This is a genomic window from Nocardioides sp. WG-D5 (genome assembly GCF_054031175.1).
On record NZ_CM132928.1, the window covers coordinates 300,177 to 317,444 of the forward strand.

Consider the following 17,268-nt stretch of genomic DNA (forward strand, 5'->3'; position numbering starts at 1 on the left):
ACCAGTTGGCTCGCTCTCCCCTCCTCCAGACGCTTCGTCCTGTCCGGGGAAGGCTGGTCGGCAGCCTGCTGCTGATGGTCGTCTCGACCGTCGCCGGGCTGGTGCCGCTGATCGGGATCGTCGAGCTCGCCCGGGTCCTGCTGCCCGCGGCTTCGGGGTCGCCCGTCGACGCGGGCCGCGCCTGGGTCGTGGTCTGGGTCAGCGTGGCGGCGCTCCTGGTGCGCCTGGCGACGGTGCTCGGCTCCTCGTGGCTCTCCCACGTCGCGGACCTCGACCTCTCCATCCACCTGCGGCGGCTGCTGGTCGCCCGCCTCGGCCGGGTGCCGCTGGCGTGGTTCACCGAGCGCAACTCAGGCACAGTGAAGAAGGCGGTGCAGGACGACGTCGCCGCGCTGCACCATCTGGTCGCCCACTCGGTCATGGAGCTCACCGCGGCGATCACGCTGCCGTCGGTCGTCGCCGTCTATCTCTTCGTGGTCTCCCCGCCGCTCGCCCTGGTGACCCTGGTGCCGCTCGCGCTCGGGCTGGTCGGGTTCCGGATCTCGATGCGGGGCGCGGGCGCGCTCTACCGCGGCTACGACGCCGGCCTGGCAGAGCTGGCCGCGGCGACGGTCGAGAACACCGGCGGGATCGCCGAGATCAAGACGTTCGGCGCGACCGGTCAGGCCCACCGGCGGCTGGCCGAGGTCGCGACCCGGTTCGGCGGGTTCAACCGGGCCTGGATGCGTCACTCCGCGTTCGGGATGCTGCTCATGGAGCTCGCGCTGACACCGGCGCTGACCCTGGTCCTCGTGCTCGGCGGCGGGGTCTGGATGCTTGGGGCTTCGTGGATCACCGGGCCCGACCTGGTGCCGTTCCTCGTCCTCGGGCTGGCGATGACCGCGCCGGTCACCGTCGCCGGCTACGCCGCCCGCGAGCTGCGCGAGGCGACCGAGGCGGCCCGGCGGATCCAGCGGCTGCTGGCCGAGCCGGAGCTCCCGGAGCCGTCCTCCCCGACGCCGGTCCCGGCCTCGTCCCGCGTCGAGCTCCACGGCGTCTCCTTCGCCTACTCCCCCGGCGCACCGCCCGTCCTCCACGACATCGACCTGGTCCTCGAGCCGGGGACGGTGACCGCGCTCGTCGGCCACTCCGGCTCGGGCAAGTCGACCCTCGCGAAGCTGCTGCCCCGCTTCGCCGACCCCACATCGGGCCGGATCACCATCGCCGGGGTCGACCTGCGGGAGATGACGAGCGCGCAGCTCTACGAGCAGGTCTCCTTCGTCTTCCAGGACACCGGGCTGCTGCGTACCTCCATCCGGGACAACATCCGGCTCGCCCACCCGGAGGCGCCCGATTCGGAGGTTCGGCGCGCAGCGGAGGCGGCGCAGATCGCCGGCCGCATCGACGAGCTCCCGCGGGGCTACGACTCGGTGGTCGGTGAGGACGGCCAGCTCTCCGGTGGCGAGCGGCAGCGGGTCGCGATCGCCCGCGCGCTCCTCTCCGACACCCCGATCCTGGTCCTCGACGAGGCCACCGCGGCCGCGGACCCCGAGTCGGAGGCGCTCGTCCAGCGGGCGCTGTCCCGCCTCGTCGCCGGACGTACGCTGCTGGTGATCGCCCACCGCCTCTCCACGGTCACCGCGGCCGACCAGATCGTCGTCCTCGACGAGGGCCGGGTCGCCGAGCTCGGCACCCACGACGAGCTTCTCGCCCGGGGCGGGCGCTACGGCCGGCTCTGGGCCGCCGACCAGCGCGCCCACCCGGCCGACGGCTGGGCCGAGGAGGAGTCGGCATGATCACGATCGTCCGTCTGCTCGCCGGCCTTCTCGACCGCGCACATCGACGCCAGCTCGCCCGGGTGGTGGCGATGTTCGTCGCCACCGGGGTGCTCCAGGGTCTGGCCTTCGCCTGTGTCGTGCCGGTCCTGGACGCCGCGCTGCGTCAGGACTGGGACGCCGCGACCACCTGGCTCAAGGTGCTCGCCGGGCTGTTCGTGGCCCATCACGTCGCCCTGACGGTCGGCAACCTGGACGGCTACGACCTGGCCTGCGACCTGCTCGACATCACCCTGGGCCGCCTCGGCGACCACACCGTGCGGCTGCCGCTGGGCTGGTACGACCAGGACCGCACCGGACAGCTCTCCCGGATGGCCTCCAAGGGCGCCACCGACATCGCCTCGGTGCCGGGACATCTGCTGCGGCCCTTGATCGCCGCCGTCGTCAGCCCGGTCACCGTGGTCGTCGCGATGGCGTTCCTGGAGTGGCGCCTGGCGCTCGCGCTCCTCGTGGGCGTCGTCGCGGTCCTGGCCACCACCCGGCTGCTGGCCGTGATCGTCGGGCGCGGCGAGGGCGCCTACGACGCGGCGATGGCGGAGGGCTCGGCGCGGGTGGTGGAGTTCGCGCTCAACCAGCCGGCGCTGCGCGTCTTCGGGCGCACCGTCCACGGCAACGAGCTGGTCGAGGCGGCGCTGACGGAGCAGAAGCGGGCCTCACGACGGCTCCTGGTCACCGGGTTCGGCGGCCTGGGGATCCAGCTCCTCTCCATCCAGGCGCTGCTCACCCTGGTGATCGCGCTGGCCGTCCACCTCAGCTTCGGCGGAACGCTCGCGCCGGCCACGGCGATCGGCCTGCTCGTGCTCACCGTGCGATTCGTCGAGTCGCTGATCGACTACGGCGAGCTCTCCAGCGCACTGCGCATCGCCGAGGGCTCGTTGCGACGTGTCCTCGACGTGCTCGCCCTCGAGCCGCTCCCCGAGCCGGCCACGCCCGGCGAGCCGGCCGACAGCGGCATCGAGCTGCGCGAGGTCGCCTTCTCCTACGACGGCGCCACCCAGGTGCTCGACCAGGTGTCCCTCACGGTTCCGCCTCGCTCGCTCACCGCCGTGGTCGGGCCCTCAGGCTCAGGAAAGAGCACCCTGCTGCGTCTGGTCGCCCGGTTCCACGACGTGACGGCGGGCTCGGTGATGCTGGGCGGGGTCGACGTACGCGATCTCGGGACGGAGGCGCTGATGCGGCGCGTCTCGATCGTCTTCCAGGACGTCTACCTCTTCGAGGGCACCCTGCGCGACAACGTGATGATGTCGCGGCCCGACGCGACCGAGGAGGAGCTGCGGGAGGCCGCCCGGCTGGCGCGCGTGGACGACATCGTCGAGCGGCTCCCCCACGGCTGGCAGACCCGGATCGGCGAGGCCGGCTCGACGCTCTCCGGCGGCGAGAAGCAGCGGGTCTCGATCGCCCGGGCGCTGTTGAAGGACGCCCCGGTCGTGCTCCTCGACGAGGCGACCGCCGCCCTGGACGCCGAGAACGAGGCCGCGGTGCAGGAGGCGCTCACCGCGCTGTCGGCCGACCGTACGGTCATCGTCATCGCCCACCGCCTCCAGACCGTCGTCGCCGCCGACCAGATCGTCGTCCTCGACGGCGGCCGGATCGTCGAACGGGGCTCCCACACGGAGCTCCTGGCGCACGGCGGCCGCTACCTCGACTTCTGGCGCGAGCGTACCCAGGCCGAGGGCTGGCGCCTTCTCGCCGGAGAGTAGACACCGACGGCCGGCCGCCGGGCCGCCCCGAGGACGGTCCGGTGGCCGGCGCCCCACCCGACTCAGAAGGCGTCGGGGTGCAGCCCCTCCGCGATCGTCCGCACCGCGGCGACGTTGCCGAGCGTGCCCGGGAACGTGTCCGGGGTGCGCAGCGCGACGAAGCGGTCCTCCTTGACGGCGGTGAGGTCGGGGAAGGTGCGGCGCAGGTACGTCTCGACCCGCTCGGCCTCGGCCTGCTCGCGCACGGCGAAGACGATGACGTCCGGGTTGCGCGCGGCGATCTCCTCCGGCGAGACGACCGCGGAGAAGAACTGCTCGAAGAGCTTCTCGTCCGGGCTGAAGACGTTCTCGCCGCCCGCGCGCTCGATCATGTCGTACTCCACCCCCGCGCCGATCGCGGAGAGCGTCTTGCCCTCGACGTAGAGCTGCGCGACGGTGGGCCGCGGGCGGTCCGCCACGGCCTTCTCGACGGCCTCGAGGTCGGCGCGGGTCTCGGCGACCAGCTCGTCGGCGGCCGCCGGGACCCCGAGGATGCTGCCGAGCGCCTCCAGGTCGGTGAACAGGTCCGTGACCTCGCCCGTGGCGCGACGCTCGGGGCAGCCGCCGGCGGCGACGTACGTGGTCACGCCCGCGTCGGTGAGCTGGTCGATGGTGGCGAAGCCCTGCTCGGCGGTGAACTCGTACTCGGTCGGGGCGACGACAGTGTCGGGCTGCACGTCGAGCAGCTGCTCGCGGGCCGGCGGGGCGTCCGTGCTCAGCTCCGGCACGTCGCTCGCCTTCGCGGCGACGGCCTCGGGGAGCTCGTGCATGGCCGTCTGCGCCTGGCCGACGAGCCGGTCGGCGACCCCGAGGCGCACGAGCAGCTCGGTCTGGGCCGGGCTGAGCCCGACGATCCGCTCGGGAGCGGACTCGACCGTGACCTGGCGTCCGCAGTTCTCCACGGTTACCGGGTAGCCCTCGGCGGCCTCACCGGCAGCGGCCGCGTCGTTCGTGACGCCGGTGCCGCCGCACCCGGTCACGGCCAGGAGCATGAGCGCCGCGACCGGGACGGTGCGCAGCAGTGGGGTGGTGTTCATGTGTTCCTCTCTCGGGCCCGCGCGGACGTCCCGCGCAGGAGCAGGTGTGGCGTGCCGGCCTCCGGATCGGTGATCCGGCTGGCCTCGACACCGAAGACCTCACGCACCAGGTCCGGCGTGAGGATGTCGGCGGGCTCGCCCAGCGCGACGACGCGTCCGCGGTCGAGCACCGCGACGCGGTCGCAGTAGGCCAGCGCGAGGTCGAGCTCGTGCAGGGCGACCACGGTGGTGATCCCGAGCTCCGCGACGGTGTGCATCAGCTCGAAGCGGTAGGAGACGTCGAGGTGGTTGGTGGGCTCGTCGAGCAGCAGGAGCTCGGCCTCCTGGGCGATCGCCCGGGCGAGCAACGTACGCTGCCGCTCTCCGCCCGAGAGCCGGTGCACCGGCCGGTCGGCGAGCGCGGAGACGCCCGCCAGCGCCATCGCCCGGTCCACCACCAGCCAGTCCGCGGCACTGTCACGGCCGAGCACGCCGCGGTGCGGCGTACGTCCCAGCAGCACGCTCTCGGCGACGGTGAGCCCGAACTCGTCCGGCGGCTCCTGGGCCATCACCGCGACCCGGCGCGCGATGTCGCGGCGGGTCATCGTGGCCACGTCGGTGCCGTCGAGGTGGACGTGGCCCGAGGCCGGCCGGAGGGCGCCGAAGCAGGCTCGCAGGAGCGTCGACTTGCCGCTGCCGTTCGCCCCCAGCAGCCCGAGCACCTCGCCCGGCTCGACCACGACCGAGGCCGCGGTGACGACCTCGCGGCTGCCCCGGTTCAGGGTGAGGTCCAGCGTCTCGAGCCTCATCGCGCCATCCCCTGCTCGTCGGCGGCCCGGCCGCGCATCAGCCACAGGAAGAACGGCACCCCGATCAGCGCGGTGATGATGCCCAGCGGCACCTCGGCGGGCGCCGAGACCGTCCGGGCGATCAGGTCGGCGCCGCACAGGAACAGGGCGCCGCCGAGCACCGCGACCGGGACGATGCGCCGGTGGTCGGAGCCGACCAGCACCCGGGCGATGTGCGGGACCACCAGGCCGACGAAGCCGATCCCGCCCGCGACGGCGACCACGGTGCCGGTGAGCAGGGCGGCGGCGAGCAGCAGGACCGACCGCAGCCGGTTGACCCGGACGCCCAGCGCGGTGGCCGTCTCGTCACCCACCTGCAGCGCGTTGACGGCGCGTCCGGTGGTGACCGAGACGCCGAGAGCGACCACGAGCGCCACCAGCGGCCCGGCCAGGTCGGTCATCGTGGCGGCGGAGACGGAGCCCAGCAGGAAGAACATCACGCTGAACACGTTCTGCGCCTCGGTCGTGAGCGTCAGATAGCTGGTGATCGCGCTGAAGAAGGTGCCCAGCGCCACCCCGGTCAGCACCAGCCGCTGCGGGGCGATGCTGCCGTTCTTGTACGCCACCGCGAACACGGCCGCGGTCGCGACCGCGGCGCCCAGGAACGCCGCGGTCCCGATCCAGGCACCGACCGCCGCCGCGCCCAGGACCACCACGGAGACCGCGCCCACGCCCGCGCCCGAGGAGACGCCGATGATCGCCGGCTCGGCCAGCGGGTTGCGTACGACTGCCTGGATGAACACCCCGGCCAGGCTCAGTGCCGCCCCGGCCAGTGCGGCGAGCAGCGCGCGGGGCAGCCGGAACTGCCACACCACCTGGTCCTGGAGCACGGTGTAGGTGCCGTCGCTCATCCACGGCATCCCGGGCAGCAGGTGACCAGTGACCAGCCGGGCGGCGTCGAGGGCGGTCAGGTCCACGGTGCCCGACGATGCGGACAGCGCGACGACCACGGCGAGGGCGGCGGCGAGGCCGATGGTCAGCAGCCGGGCGCGCCATCTGCGCCGGGCGATGACAGCCGGGACCTGGCCGGGGGTCCGGGGCTTCGCTGCCGGCGCCTGGTCCGTGGGCACGGCGATGTCGGTGGGGGTCATCACGCTCCTGTGGGTTGGTGAGCTGAGTCGAGGGCGAAGTCGAGGACCGCGGCGGCGAAGTCGTGCACGGAGTCGAGGTGGTTGCCGCCGTGACCCATCCGCGGGCGGTGGCTGCGTACGACGTCGGCACCGCGTGCCGTGAGCACCTCGGCGAGGCGGTCGGTGGGTGCGGGGGCGACCCGGGAGTCCTCCGCGAACGTGGTCAGCAGGAAGCGCGGCCACTCCCGGCTGGGATAGCGGACGGCGCGCGCGAACGGCGAGTAGTCGTCCATCGCGGCTCGCACCGCGGCGTCGCCAGGGTCGCCGAACTCCTCGCTCCAGTGCCGCGCGCCGGGGTGCTCGGTGAAGCGGTGCGGGTCGAGCGGTGCGGCCGTGCAGGCGACCCCGGCGACGAGGCCCGGCTCGGCGAGCGCCGCGGAGACGGCGACCAGCCCGCCGAGCGAGGCCCCGGCGAGCACCAGCCGCTGCGGGCGGGCGAGGCCGAGGCGTACCAGCTCGCGGGCGACGGTCACGGCGTCGGCGACCGTACGTGCCTTGCCCGCGCCCTGTCCGGCGGTGTGCCACGGGGTGCCGGCTCCGCCGCCACCGCGCAGCCGGGCGGTCACGTGCAGCCCGCCGAGCTCGCACCAGGCGGCGACCGAGGGCTCGAAGCGAGGCAGGTCGACCACGCCGAAGCCTCCGTAGACTTCGAGGAGGGTCGCGCCGCCCGGCTCTCCGGTCAGGACGAGCTCGATCTCGGCGCCGTCGTCCGCGGTCACCGTGGTCAGCCGGGACGGCGGGCCGTGGTTCGTCGAGCGCGCGGCCTCCTCGGCCGGCAGCACCCGCGGTGCCCCGGCCGGCGACTCGGTCCGCACCCAGGCGCCGTCCTCCGCCCAGACCAGGCCCGAGACGGTACGCACCGCCTGCTGCTCCGAGATCGCGACGGTCTCTGTCGGCGCGAGGACCTCGCCGTCGGCGGCGAGGCGGACCAGGACCGAGTGGCCGTCCCGGACGAGGTGGACCAGGCCGCCGCCGGGAAAGGCCTGGGCGTGCACGGGCACCCCGGGCAGCGTCTCGAGCCGGCATCGTGCCGGTGCCGGTCCGGGCAGCCGGAAGCTCACCAGCTCCTCGCCGGTCACCGCCAGCACCGTGTCGCCGGCCGCGGTGATGCTGCGGACCCGGGGAAGCTCGAGGACCTCCACGCCGTCGGTGCCGACCAGCCGGGTCCGCTCTGACCCGGTCCGGGCGACGACCACGCTGTCACCGACACCGATCGGTGTCAGACGCTCGCCGGCGTCGCCGACGAACAGCGTCCGGGCCGGCTCGCCTGGCCGGACCCCCAGGCAGCGACCGGCGGCGTCGACGAGGACCAGGCCCTCGTCGCCCCAGGCCATCCTCGCGTGCCTGACGACCACCCCCTCGACCTCCGTCACCTTTCGCGACGCCGTGTCCACCAGCAGCACGCGGCCGTTCTCGGAACCGTCGTCGCTGACCTCGACGGCGACAAGGCGCCCGTCCGGTGACGGTGCCGCGGCTTGGATCCGTGCGCCCGGGTCGAACACGACCCCGCCGTCCTCGTCCACCAGGACCGGCAGCAGGTCTCCAGGGCGCCGTGAGAGCCGGAACCGGCCCATCGGCAGCCCCGGGCGGCCTGCCCGTTCCGCACGACGCAGCGCGTCGTGAACGCTCGCGCGGGTCACCGTCCGACCCCGTCGACCTGTGCCTCGGGCGCCCTGATGACGGCCAGGTGGCCTCCCTCGTCGAAGGGTGATCCCAGTTCCAGGGTCGACTCGATGCCCGAGCCACGGACGAGATGGAGCTGGCCGTCGCCTCCGCGGGTGACCGCGGCCAGGTCGGCCGAGACCAGCACGAGGGCGCGCCGCTGCGCCGACCGGTCGCCCACCGGGTCCCAGGGCGCGACCCCGGGCCGCGGAGCGGCGCTCATCGGCGGCAGCTCGACCTCGCTGAGCCGGCCGTCGGCGAGCATCGCCAGCCGGTCGCCGTCGGGGTGCACGATCGTCCAGGCGACCGTTCCCTCGAGCGCGTCCGGCCGGAACACCAGGCCGTCGCCGGTCCGGGTCACCTCGGCGGCACCGTCGAGGCTCCAGCGCACCAGGTGGTTCGTCCAGGTGTGCCACTGCGCCGCGTCCGCGTCGGCCCCACGGACGGCGGCGACGATTCCCGCGGCCGGGTCGAGCCGGAGGAAGTACGCCCGTCCCGGAACCGGCCACGGCCAGGTCTCGAGGCGCTCGGGCCGTCCCCCGATGACCCGCAGCCGCTCGATGCCCGCCTCGGTGGACAGGTGGACGACGCCGGACCGGTGGTCGGCGGCGTCGCCGTGGCCGAGGTCTCCGGCCAGCTTCAGGGTTTCGCCGCGTACGACCGGGCAGTGCGGGCCGGCCCGGAGCAGGTCGCTCAGCGCGATCACCTCCGCCTCGCCCGGCTCGCGGTGCCGCAGCACGACCATGGGCTCGCCTGTTCCGGTATCCGGAACGATCACGACGCCGGGCTCGCCGGTGCGGACCCGCACCCGCACCGCGGTGGTGCCGCTCGCGTCGGCCAGGTCGACGACCGTGACCAGATCGCTCCACGGCTCCCACGAGGCGCCGAGGCCGGTCGTGACCACGACGTAGCGACCGGTCGGGTCGCAGGCGAGGTGCTCGGCGGGGATCGCGATCGGCACTCTGCGGGCCTGACCTGCGCCGTCGAGCACCATCAGCGTGCCGAGGGCGTCGTCGGCGAACACCGCCCGCGCGCCCCCGGGGGCGCCCGCCGGGAGCGTCAGGACGCCGGCGTGCTCGGCCAGCGTGGCGCTCGACCAGGCGCCCGGCGATGCGCCCGGATCGACGGTCCGCCAACGGCCGGCGCGGTGGTCTGCGAGGACCAGTGTGGGGTTCATGGGCGGAACACTACTGGTATTGGGAATGATTCTCATATACGTTTTGCCGCTGTCCGCACCAGCGGGCCCCGGCGATGCCGGGTCGAAACGATCCGACAGAGGAGATACCGATGAACAACGACATCGTGAGCGAGATCGAGGACACCGAGCAGCTGGCGCACCTGTCCGCGTCCCACTCGAACGCGCTGGTCGAGAACCCCTTCGACTGATCGCAGACGGGTGAGCACCACGTGCCGTTCGGGCGAGCTGGCCACCGTCTGATCGCGGGGGCGCCGGGCTGACGAGCCCGGCGCCCCCGGCCCTTCCCCACCATCGACCACCGAGCAGCCAGGAGCCCCGATGTACCCCAGACACGACTGGCGTCCTCTCCCCGCCGCCCGCGGCGAGGTCCGCCTCTCCCCCGACATGCCGGCGCTGCGTACCGGCTCGGGCGACTTCCTCCGGCTGCACGACCTGCCCGGACCCGGCCGGGTCCCGACCTACCGCTACCTCCTGCGCGTACGCCGCGCCGCGCTCGAACGCGAGGAGCGGGTCCGCGCCTCGCGGTGGCCCGAGGGCCGGCGCAGCGTGCTCGTCCTCGGCCGCGGCCGGCTCAGCCGCACGCTGGCCGCCGAGCTGGCGCGCTCGGGTGCCGACGTCCGACGCGACGACGGGAGCGACCACGGAAGCGGGCGGACTCCGCGTGCTGATGCCGTCGTGGACGTACGCGAGGCTCCGCAGCGCTCCGAGCCCCACGAGCGCCTGGAGCAGCTCGTCAGCGGCGGAACGGTGCTGCTGCGCGGCCGGCGCGAGGGCAGCCGGATGCTGATCTTCCCGCTCGTCGTCGACGGCAGCGAGGCCACTCCCGACCAGGTCAGCCGCCGCCGGCTGGCCGCGTCCCCCGCCGCCCCCGAGCTCTCCTCCTGGCTCTCCAGCAGCCGCCACGACCCCCGGCCGCTGGCCCGGGCGACCCTGACGCTCACGGTCGCGCGCTGCCTGTCGATCCTGGAGGACTGGGCGGCCGAGGATCCCGCCGTCGCCGAGCACCGGCGCCTGCTGCGCGTCATCGGCGACGGTCTGCGCGAACGTACCCACACGGTCCTCGGGTTCGACGAGCCCGCACCGCGCCCGCAGGGACCCACCCGGTGACCGATCCCGAGGTCGTCCCCTTCCCGGTCGGCACCCGCGACGGCGTCGTCCTCGGCGGCTGGCTGGCCCGCGCGATCGGCGCCGCCCGGGCCGTGGTGCTCGTGCGCACGCCGTACGACGCCCATGCCCACCTGCCGCTCGCCCGGTCGCTGGCCCGTCGCGGCTTCGACTGCCTGGTCCAGGACGTACGCGGCCGCTACACCTCCGGCGGCAGCTGGCGACCCTACGCCGCCGAGGCCCTCGACGGCGTCGACACCGTCGACGCCCTGCATCAGCGCTGCCCGCGAACCCCTGTGGTGGCCTACGGGGCCTCCTACGCCGCCCACACCGCCCTCGAGACCGCGCGTGCCGACCGCCGGGTGAGCCGGGTGGTGGCTCTGGTGCCCGCGCTCGGCCCCCACGAGACCGCCTACTCCGTCGACGGGACCCCGCAGCACCTGGACCGGCTCGGCTGGTGGGCGATCCACGGCTTCGGCCGCCGGGCCGAGCCCGCGCTGGCGCCCGAGGTCCTCCGGGCCGCGACCGCCGTCGCGGACTGCGAGGGCCCGATGGCTGCCGCGGCCGGTCTCGGCTGGGAGCCGACGCGCCTGGACGCCTTCGGCGACCTCTGGACCACCCCGGCGCTCGACCTGGCCGACCACTTCGGCGACGCCACCGCGCCGCTCCTGGTGGTCACCGGCGATGCCGACCCGTTCCACGCCTACGCCCGCCGGCTGGCCGCCGGGTGGGGCTCTCGCAGCGGAGTGCAGAGCGCCCTGGTCAGCGGCCCCTGGGGCCACGACCTCGGCACCACTGAGCCCGCGCTCCAGGCGGCGTACGACGCTGCCGGCTCCCCCGGCCGCACCATCCTGCGCTGGCTCACCGACGGCGAGCCCGCACCCGGCCAGGAGCTCCGGCTCGATGTCGCCTCCCGGGCCTGGTCCGAGCGGCCACTCGTGACCACGACGACGCCCGCAACCGAGAGAGGACACGCATGACCGGGTCACCCACAGCGATGCCGCCGCTGGACGTCGAGCGGCTGGTGGACAAGGAGACCGGGCTGATCCGGCGGGTGCGCGAGGTGCTGCGCCCCGAGCGGGCGCCGCTGCGCTACACCTCGCTGACGGCCGAGGTCTCCGACGCACGCTGGCTCGGCGACTGGCCGGCCGACCGGGTCTCGCTCGGCACCACCTTCGGAGACGTCGCCGGGGCCCGGATCGCCGCGATCGCGGAGGGGGTCGAGCGCTACTGCGGCAACTTCATCCCGGACGGGCTCGACCCGGCCGAGTTCCGCCTCGGGTCCGCGGCCGAGCTGCGGGACCAGGGCGAACCTGTCATCGAGCTCGATGATCTCCCTTCGTGGAGCGCCGACCAGCTCACCCGCCCCGACTTCCCCTATCGCGCGCTCGACGACCAGGTGCCGACGCTGTGGAGCCGCTGCCGCGAGCAGCCGGTCACCGGCTACGCCGAGGACGCGGCCGACGTATGGATGCCGCACGCCCTCGTCGGCCTCAACTGGCGCCAGCGCCGGTTCGCCCACCTGGACCGCGTCTTCCACCTCAACTACGCCGGCATCGCCACCGGGCAGGGCGCCGCCGACGCCCACGACCGCGGGCTTCTCGAGGTCGTCGAACGCGACGCCCTCGAGGTCTGGTGGCACCACGGCGGACCGACCCGCGGGATCGACACCGCGTCGGTCCCGGGCCTGAGCGCCGACCTGGAAGGAGCGCCCCTCGACGTCCACGTCGTCCAGATGCCCACCGAGCTGGCCCCTGCCATGGCCGCGCTCGTGCGCGACCGGGAGACGGGTGTCTACGCGGCGGGCTTCTCGGCCTCCACCGACCCGGTGCGGGCCGTACGCAAGGCCGTTCTCGAGGCGGTCCACACCTGGATCTACACCCTCGGCTGCCGCGACGCCGACGGCTGGGTCTTCCAGGCCGTACGCGCCGGGCTGATGGCCCCCGGCCTCTACCTCGACCATCGTGAGGACCGCCGCTACCTCGACGCCGCGGGACCGGACTTCGCGAACGTCCGCGACCTCGGCGCCCATGTCCAGGTCTGGCTCGATCCCCGGGTGCACCGGCTCGCGGAGCGGTTCACCGCACCGGCCCTCGGCACGGTGCCCGTCTCCGAGGTGCCGACCACCGACGTCGCCGAGGTGCGCCGCCGGCTCCACGAAGGCGGTCACCGGGTCATCACCCGCGACCTCACCACGCGCGACGTGGCGCAGACGCCGCTGCGGGTCGTCCGCACCTTCGTCAACGGCCTGGTGCCGAACGCCCCCGCCGCGTTCCGCTACCTCGGGATGCCGCGCTTCGGCGAGGCCGCGCGACAACGGGGCTGGGCCCCGGCCGACCCCGACGAGCCGCTGGCCCTGTGCCCGCCGCCGCACATGTGAGCGGCAGCCGACCATGACCTCGAGCCTGGCGCTCCTCGAGAGCGCCTTCTCCCCCGACCTCCCGGGCGCTCCGCTGCCGCCGGGGCCGCGCGCGAACCGCTGGCCAGGCGAGCCCGTCGAGGTCGGCGGCGCGGCAGCGACGGCCGTCCACCGGCTGTGGCGGGCGCGTGACCATCATCCGCGCCCCGACGGGACCCTGACGTCCGTCCCGCGCCGGGCGGTGCCCTCGGCGGGCGGCTGCTACCCGGTGCAGTGGCACCTGGTGGTGCCTCCCGGCCGTGGCGGCCACCTCCGGCCGGGGCGCTACGTCTACCATCCGGAGACCGAGCATATGGTGCGCCGGCTCGATCCGGGCAGCCCGATCCCGCCGGGCCCAGCCGAGATCGTCGTCACCGTTCAGCCCGGCCGCACCTTCGGCCGCTACCGTCACCGGGCCTGGCCGCTGTGGGTCGCCGACGCGGCGTACGCGCTCGAGGCGCTGCTGCTGCTGGTCCCGGGAACGCACCTGCCCGAGGACTGGTCAGATCTCGCGCTCGCCCGCCACACTCTCGGCCTGCCCCGCGCGACCCAGACGGCGTGGTGGCTCGAGCGTGGCCTCGCACCCGAGATCGCCCTGGCCCGGATCAGGCTCCCGCTCGCACCTCACCTCGACGAGGTCGCCTGCTCCGCGATGAGCTCGCGGCGCAGCCCGGCGCTCGATCGCTTCGACCGCCGCTGCTCCCGGGGCGCCACCTCGCCGGACGTCGCCGAGGTGGCGCGGCAGAGCGGCCAGTCCTGGGTGCTCGGCGCCGACCGTGTCGTCTCCTGGGAACGTCCGGACCGTCTCGACGGCATCGGCTACGCCCGGCTGTGGCAGCTCCACCGCGAGGCCGCCCGGCACACCTACGCCCTGAACGCCCGAGGCCACGGCGTCCGCGCCGTCTCCGGGTTCTGCACACCGCCGGCGGGCTCACCGCCGCTGGTCCATGCCCTCGCCATCCTCGAGAACGGAGCCGACGGATGATGGTCGACACCCTGCTGCTGCACACCGCGCTGCGACATCCCGGACCCGCCGCGACCACCGTCGGGCTGCAGGTCCTGGTGACCGCCACCTACCTCCCGCAGGCCTACGCCCTGGCGCAGGGACTGTTCGCCGTGGTCGACGGCGACGAGGACCGCGCGGTGGCGGCAGCACTGTGGATCGCGGGGATCGTGGCCGCACGCTGGCTCCTGTCGTGGGTGCAGGCGCGCGCCGCGGCACGGCTGGGAGAGGACGTACGCCTCGGGGTGCGCGACGAGGCGCTGCGCGGCGTCCTGGTGCCGGAGGCCCTGCACGACCCGGGCCGGCGCGACGGCGGTCTCCGCACGGCGCTCGTCGACGGGGTCGACGGCGTCGACGCATACGTCACCCGCTACCTGCCGGCACTGGCCCAGGCCCTCGTGCTGATCCCGGTCGTGACCGTCCTGCTGGTTCTCGTCCACCCGCTCACCGGCCTCGCTGCCGGCCTGGCGGCCGCCGCCGCGCTGCTGGCTCCGCTGCTGTGGAAGCGGCTCATGCGCCGGCGCTCCGACGACCACTGGGACACCTACGAGGGCCTGGGCTCCGACCTGCTCGAGGCCCTCCGCGGGATGTCGACGCTGCGCCTGCTCGGCCAGGTCGGGACGACGCGGGCCCGGATGGCCCGGCGAAGCCACGACCTGCACCGCGCGACGGTGCGGGTGATGCGTACGTCGCTGCTCGACACCGCGCTCATCGACCTCGCCGTCCAGGGTGGCACCCTCGCGGCCGCCGGCCTCGCCCTCGTGGCCAGCGTGAACGGGAGCGGGGTGCCGCCCGCCGAGCTCTACCTGGCACTCATGCTCGTCAGCGAGGTCTTCCGGCCCATCCGGGACCTCGCCGGCGCCTGGCATGCGGGCTATCTCGGGACCTCCGCCGTCCCGGCGCTGCGAAGGCTCGGCGTCGGCCGGGACCACGGCACCGGGACGAGCGGCCCGGCCGAGGACGACCGGCAGCCATCCCCCGGAGCGGCGCTCGTCCTCGACGACGTCTCGTTCGCCTACCCTGACGGCCCGGCAATCCTCGACGGCGTCCGTGCCGCCTTCGGGCCCGGCGCGGTCACCGCCGTCGTCGGCCCGAGCGGCGCCGGGAAGACCACCCTCCTCGACCTGGTCCTCACCCACCTCTCCCCCACCGGCGGCCGGGTCCTCCTCGGCGACCGGCCGGTGCGTACCTCCGATGTCGCGGTGGTCTCGCAGCGGCCGGTGCTCTTCGAGGGGACCGTCCGCGAGAACCTCCGCGTCTCCCGCCCCGACGCGAGCGATCCGGACCTGTGGGAGGCGTGCGCCGCTGCCGGCATCGAGGGGGAGGTACGCCGCCTCCCCGCGGGCCTCGACACCCCGATCGCCAGCGCCGGAGCGAGCCTGTCCGGCGGTCAGCGCCAGCGGATCGCGCTGGCCCGGGCCGTCCTCTCGGACCGGCCGATCCTGCTCGCCGACGAGCCGACCAGCGCCCTCGACCCGGCCGCGGCACGCACCGTCACCGCCACGCTCGCACGGCTCTCCGCCGACCGCATCGTGGTCGTGGTCGCCCACCGCGAGGAGTCGCTCGACGGGGTCGAGCGCGTCCTCGAGCTCGCCGACGGGCACCTCACCCCGCTGCTCGACGGGAGCCACGTATGACCGCCACGACCACGTCCGTGCGGCCCCTCACCGGCCTGCTCGGACACCTGGGCAGCGAGCGCCGCGCCATCGCCGCCACCATCGTGCTCGTGGTCGTCAGCCAGGTGTGCCTGGGGGCGATCTCGGTGCTGCTGGCCGCCGCCGTCGGCCACGCCGTCGTGCTCCGCAGCGTGCCCCCGGGCTGGTTATGGGCACTGCTGGCCGGTCTCGTGGTTCTCCGGGCGGTGTTGACCTGGGGCGAGATGGACGCCTCTCACGCGCTCGCGTTCCGGGTGCTCGCCCGGCTCCGGATGGCGCTCTTCGACCGCTACGCGGTCGCGCTGCCGACCAGACGTCGCGAGAACGTCGGCCGGGCCGCATCGACCGCGATGAGCGACACCGAGCGTCTGGAGTTCTTCTACGCCCACACCGTGGCCCAGCTCGTGGCCGCGGCCGTCAACGCGCTCCTCGGCCTGGTCCTCCTCGCCGTCGTGGAGCCGGTGCTCGCGCTGGTCACCCTCACCGGGCTCGCGCTCGTGCTCTCGACCGTTCCGCTCGGCCGGCGCCGTCTGGAGACGCTCGGAGGCGAGGTGGTCGAGGCGACCGGCGCCCTCTCCGACCGTGTCGTCGACGTGCTCGGCGGCCTGCGCGAGGTGCTGGGCTACGGCATCCACGGACCGGTGCGCCGTCAGATCAGGGAGACCGGCGCCGCGGCCGCCCGGGCGGCGGGCAGGCTCGAGACCACCCATCGCGTCCTCGCCGGCGCGCGCGAGGCCGCGGTGACGCTCGTCGGCGTGGGCGTGCTGGTCGGCGTCATCGGCCGTGACGTCGCCGCCGAGCAGGTCGCCGCCCTGGTCGTCCTCGCGCTCGCGACGGTCGCACCGGTCGCCGAAGCGGCCGCCACCTGCGTCCGGCTGCCCGCCCTGCGTGCTGCCGCCGCTCGCGTCGGCGAGGAGCTCGCCCGCCCGGCCGCGCTCACCCGTGACACCCCGGTGGCCGCTCTGCCCGAGGGACCGCTCGGCCTCGTGATGAGCGAGGTGGGCTTCGGCTACGACGACCGCCGGGTGCTCGACGGCTTCGACCTGACCATCGCTCCCGGGGAGCACGTGGGCCTCCGCGGAGCCTCCGGAGCGGGGAAGTCCACCGTGGTGGCCCTCGCCGGCCGGCTCTGGGACCCGGACACCGGGACCGTCGCGCTGTCGGACTCCGACTCGGGCCAGGTAGCGATCTCGGCGGTCGGCGACGCCGACCTGCGGGCCGCGCTGGCCGTCGTCGAACAGGACGGCGCACTCTTCAGCGGCACCGTGCGCGAGGCCGTCGCCGCCCCGTCGACGACCGACGCCGAGATCGAGGACCTGCTCGCCCGCCTCGGGCTCGCGGGCACGGTCACGCCGGGGAGCCACATCGGCGAGGGCGGCCTCCGCCTCAGCGGCGGGCAGCGGGCCCGGCTACGGCTGGCGCGTGCCGTCCTGCACCGCCCGCGGATCCTCATCCTGGACGAGCCGACCGCCGACCTGGACGAGGCCTCCGCCCGGCTGGTCACCGACCTGCTCGGCACGGTCCCGGCCACGATGCTGGTGGTCTCCCATCGCCACCAAACCCTGGGCGCGATGGACCGGGTCGTCGACATCGTGCCGCCCGAGCCCTCTGCAGACCCCGGAAACCCCCGCAGAGCCCGTAACCACGCGGGACACGCGGCGCGTGAACGTTGAAGATCCCCAGGTCTGGCCTACGCTGGCG

14 protein-coding genes are annotated in these 17,268 nt (G+C 74.6%); 9 read left to right on the plus strand and 5 right to left on the minus strand.

What is annotated here, in order from left to right; genetic code table 11:
* Positions 1-74 precede the first annotated feature (74 nt).
* Positions 75-1,775 carry an ABC transporter ATP-binding protein gene (locus tag ACWZJV_RS01475; protein ID WP_457179987.1) on the plus strand — a complete coding sequence of 567 codons (1,701 nt, stop codon included), beginning with the start codon at positions 75-77 and terminating at the stop codon, positions 1,773-1,775.
* Positions 1,772-3,514, plus strand: coding sequence for an ABC transporter ATP-binding protein (locus ACWZJV_RS01480; protein ID WP_457179988.1), 1,743 nt, complete (start codon positions 1,772-1,774; stop codon positions 3,512-3,514). Before ACWZJV_RS01475 ends, ACWZJV_RS01480 begins: the two co-directional genes overlap by 4 nt.
* A 62-nt stretch (positions 3,515-3,576) precedes the next feature.
* On the opposite strand, the gene ACWZJV_RS01485 is transcribed toward ACWZJV_RS01480, so the two are convergent.
* Genes ACWZJV_RS01485 through ACWZJV_RS01505 form a run of 5 tightly spaced genes read right to left on the minus strand, consistent with a single transcriptional unit; the run spans position 3,577 to position 9,386 of the window.
* Positions 3,577-4,590 carry an ABC transporter substrate-binding protein gene (locus ACWZJV_RS01485; RefSeq protein ID WP_457179989.1) on the minus strand — a complete coding sequence of 338 codons (1,014 nt, stop codon included), beginning with the start codon at positions 4,588-4,590 and terminating at the stop codon, positions 3,577-3,579.
* Positions 4,587-5,378, minus strand: a complete 792-nt coding sequence (locus ACWZJV_RS01490) for an ABC transporter ATP-binding protein (RefSeq protein ID WP_457179990.1) — start codon at positions 5,376-5,378, stop codon at positions 4,587-4,589. The genes ACWZJV_RS01485 and ACWZJV_RS01490 overlap by 4 nt, the downstream gene beginning before the upstream one ends.
* The gene (locus ACWZJV_RS01495; protein WP_457179991.1) at positions 5,375-6,508 is read right to left on the minus strand and encodes a FecCD family ABC transporter permease; all 1,134 of its coding nucleotides are present in this window, start codon (positions 6,506-6,508) and stop codon (positions 5,375-5,377) included. Before ACWZJV_RS01495 ends, ACWZJV_RS01490 begins: the two co-directional genes overlap by 4 nt.
* The gene (locus tag ACWZJV_RS01500; RefSeq protein ID WP_457179992.1) at positions 6,508-8,187 is read right to left on the minus strand and encodes a prolyl oligopeptidase family serine peptidase; all 1,680 of its coding nucleotides are present in this window, start codon (positions 8,185-8,187) and stop codon (positions 6,508-6,510) included. The genes ACWZJV_RS01495 and ACWZJV_RS01500 overlap by 1 nt, the downstream gene beginning before the upstream one ends.
* Complete coding sequence (locus ACWZJV_RS01505) at positions 8,184-9,386, minus strand: hypothetical protein (protein ID WP_457179993.1); 1,203 nt, start codon at positions 9,384-9,386, stop codon at positions 8,184-8,186. The genes ACWZJV_RS01500 and ACWZJV_RS01505 overlap by 4 nt, the downstream gene beginning before the upstream one ends.
* Positions 9,387-9,496: 110 nt before the next feature.
* Here ACWZJV_RS01505 and amiA point away from each other — a divergent pair, with 110 nt between their 5' ends.
* From amiA to ACWZJV_RS01540, 7 genes are all read left to right on the plus strand, one after another.
* A complete protein-coding gene (gene amiA / locus ACWZJV_RS01510; RefSeq protein ID WP_246321463.1) occupies positions 9,497-9,595 on the plus strand; it encodes a streptamidine family RiPP in 99 nt (32 codons plus the stop codon).
* A gap of 130 nt (positions 9,596-9,725) precedes the next feature.
* Positions 9,726-10,514: a hypothetical protein gene (locus ACWZJV_RS01515; protein WP_457179994.1), complete on the plus strand. Its 789-nt coding sequence runs from the start codon at positions 9,726-9,728 to the stop codon at positions 10,512-10,514.
* Positions 10,511-11,491, plus strand: a complete 981-nt coding sequence (locus ACWZJV_RS01520) for a CocE/NonD family hydrolase (protein ID WP_457179995.1) — start codon at positions 10,511-10,513, stop codon at positions 11,489-11,491. The genes ACWZJV_RS01515 and ACWZJV_RS01520 overlap by 4 nt, the downstream gene beginning before the upstream one ends.
* Positions 11,488-12,891 (plus strand): YcaO-like family protein, encoded by a 1,404-nt coding sequence (locus ACWZJV_RS01525; RefSeq protein ID WP_457179996.1) that lies wholly within the window; start codon positions 11,488-11,490, stop codon positions 12,889-12,891. Before ACWZJV_RS01520 ends, ACWZJV_RS01525 begins: the two co-directional genes overlap by 4 nt.
* Before the next feature lie 13 nt (positions 12,892-12,904).
* Positions 12,905-13,894 (plus strand): hypothetical protein, encoded by a 990-nt coding sequence (locus tag ACWZJV_RS01530; protein WP_457179997.1) that lies wholly within the window; start codon positions 12,905-12,907, stop codon positions 13,892-13,894.
* Complete coding sequence (locus tag ACWZJV_RS01535; RefSeq protein ID WP_457179998.1) at positions 13,891-15,549, plus strand: ABC transporter ATP-binding protein/permease; 1,659 nt, start codon at positions 13,891-13,893, stop codon at positions 15,547-15,549. The genes ACWZJV_RS01530 and ACWZJV_RS01535 overlap by 4 nt, the downstream gene beginning before the upstream one ends.
* Positions 15,546-17,240 (plus strand): ATP-binding cassette domain-containing protein, encoded by a 1,695-nt coding sequence (locus ACWZJV_RS01540; protein ID WP_457179999.1) that lies wholly within the window; start codon positions 15,546-15,548, stop codon positions 17,238-17,240. The genes ACWZJV_RS01535 and ACWZJV_RS01540 overlap by 4 nt, the downstream gene beginning before the upstream one ends.
* Positions 17,241-17,268: the final 28 nt, after the last annotated feature.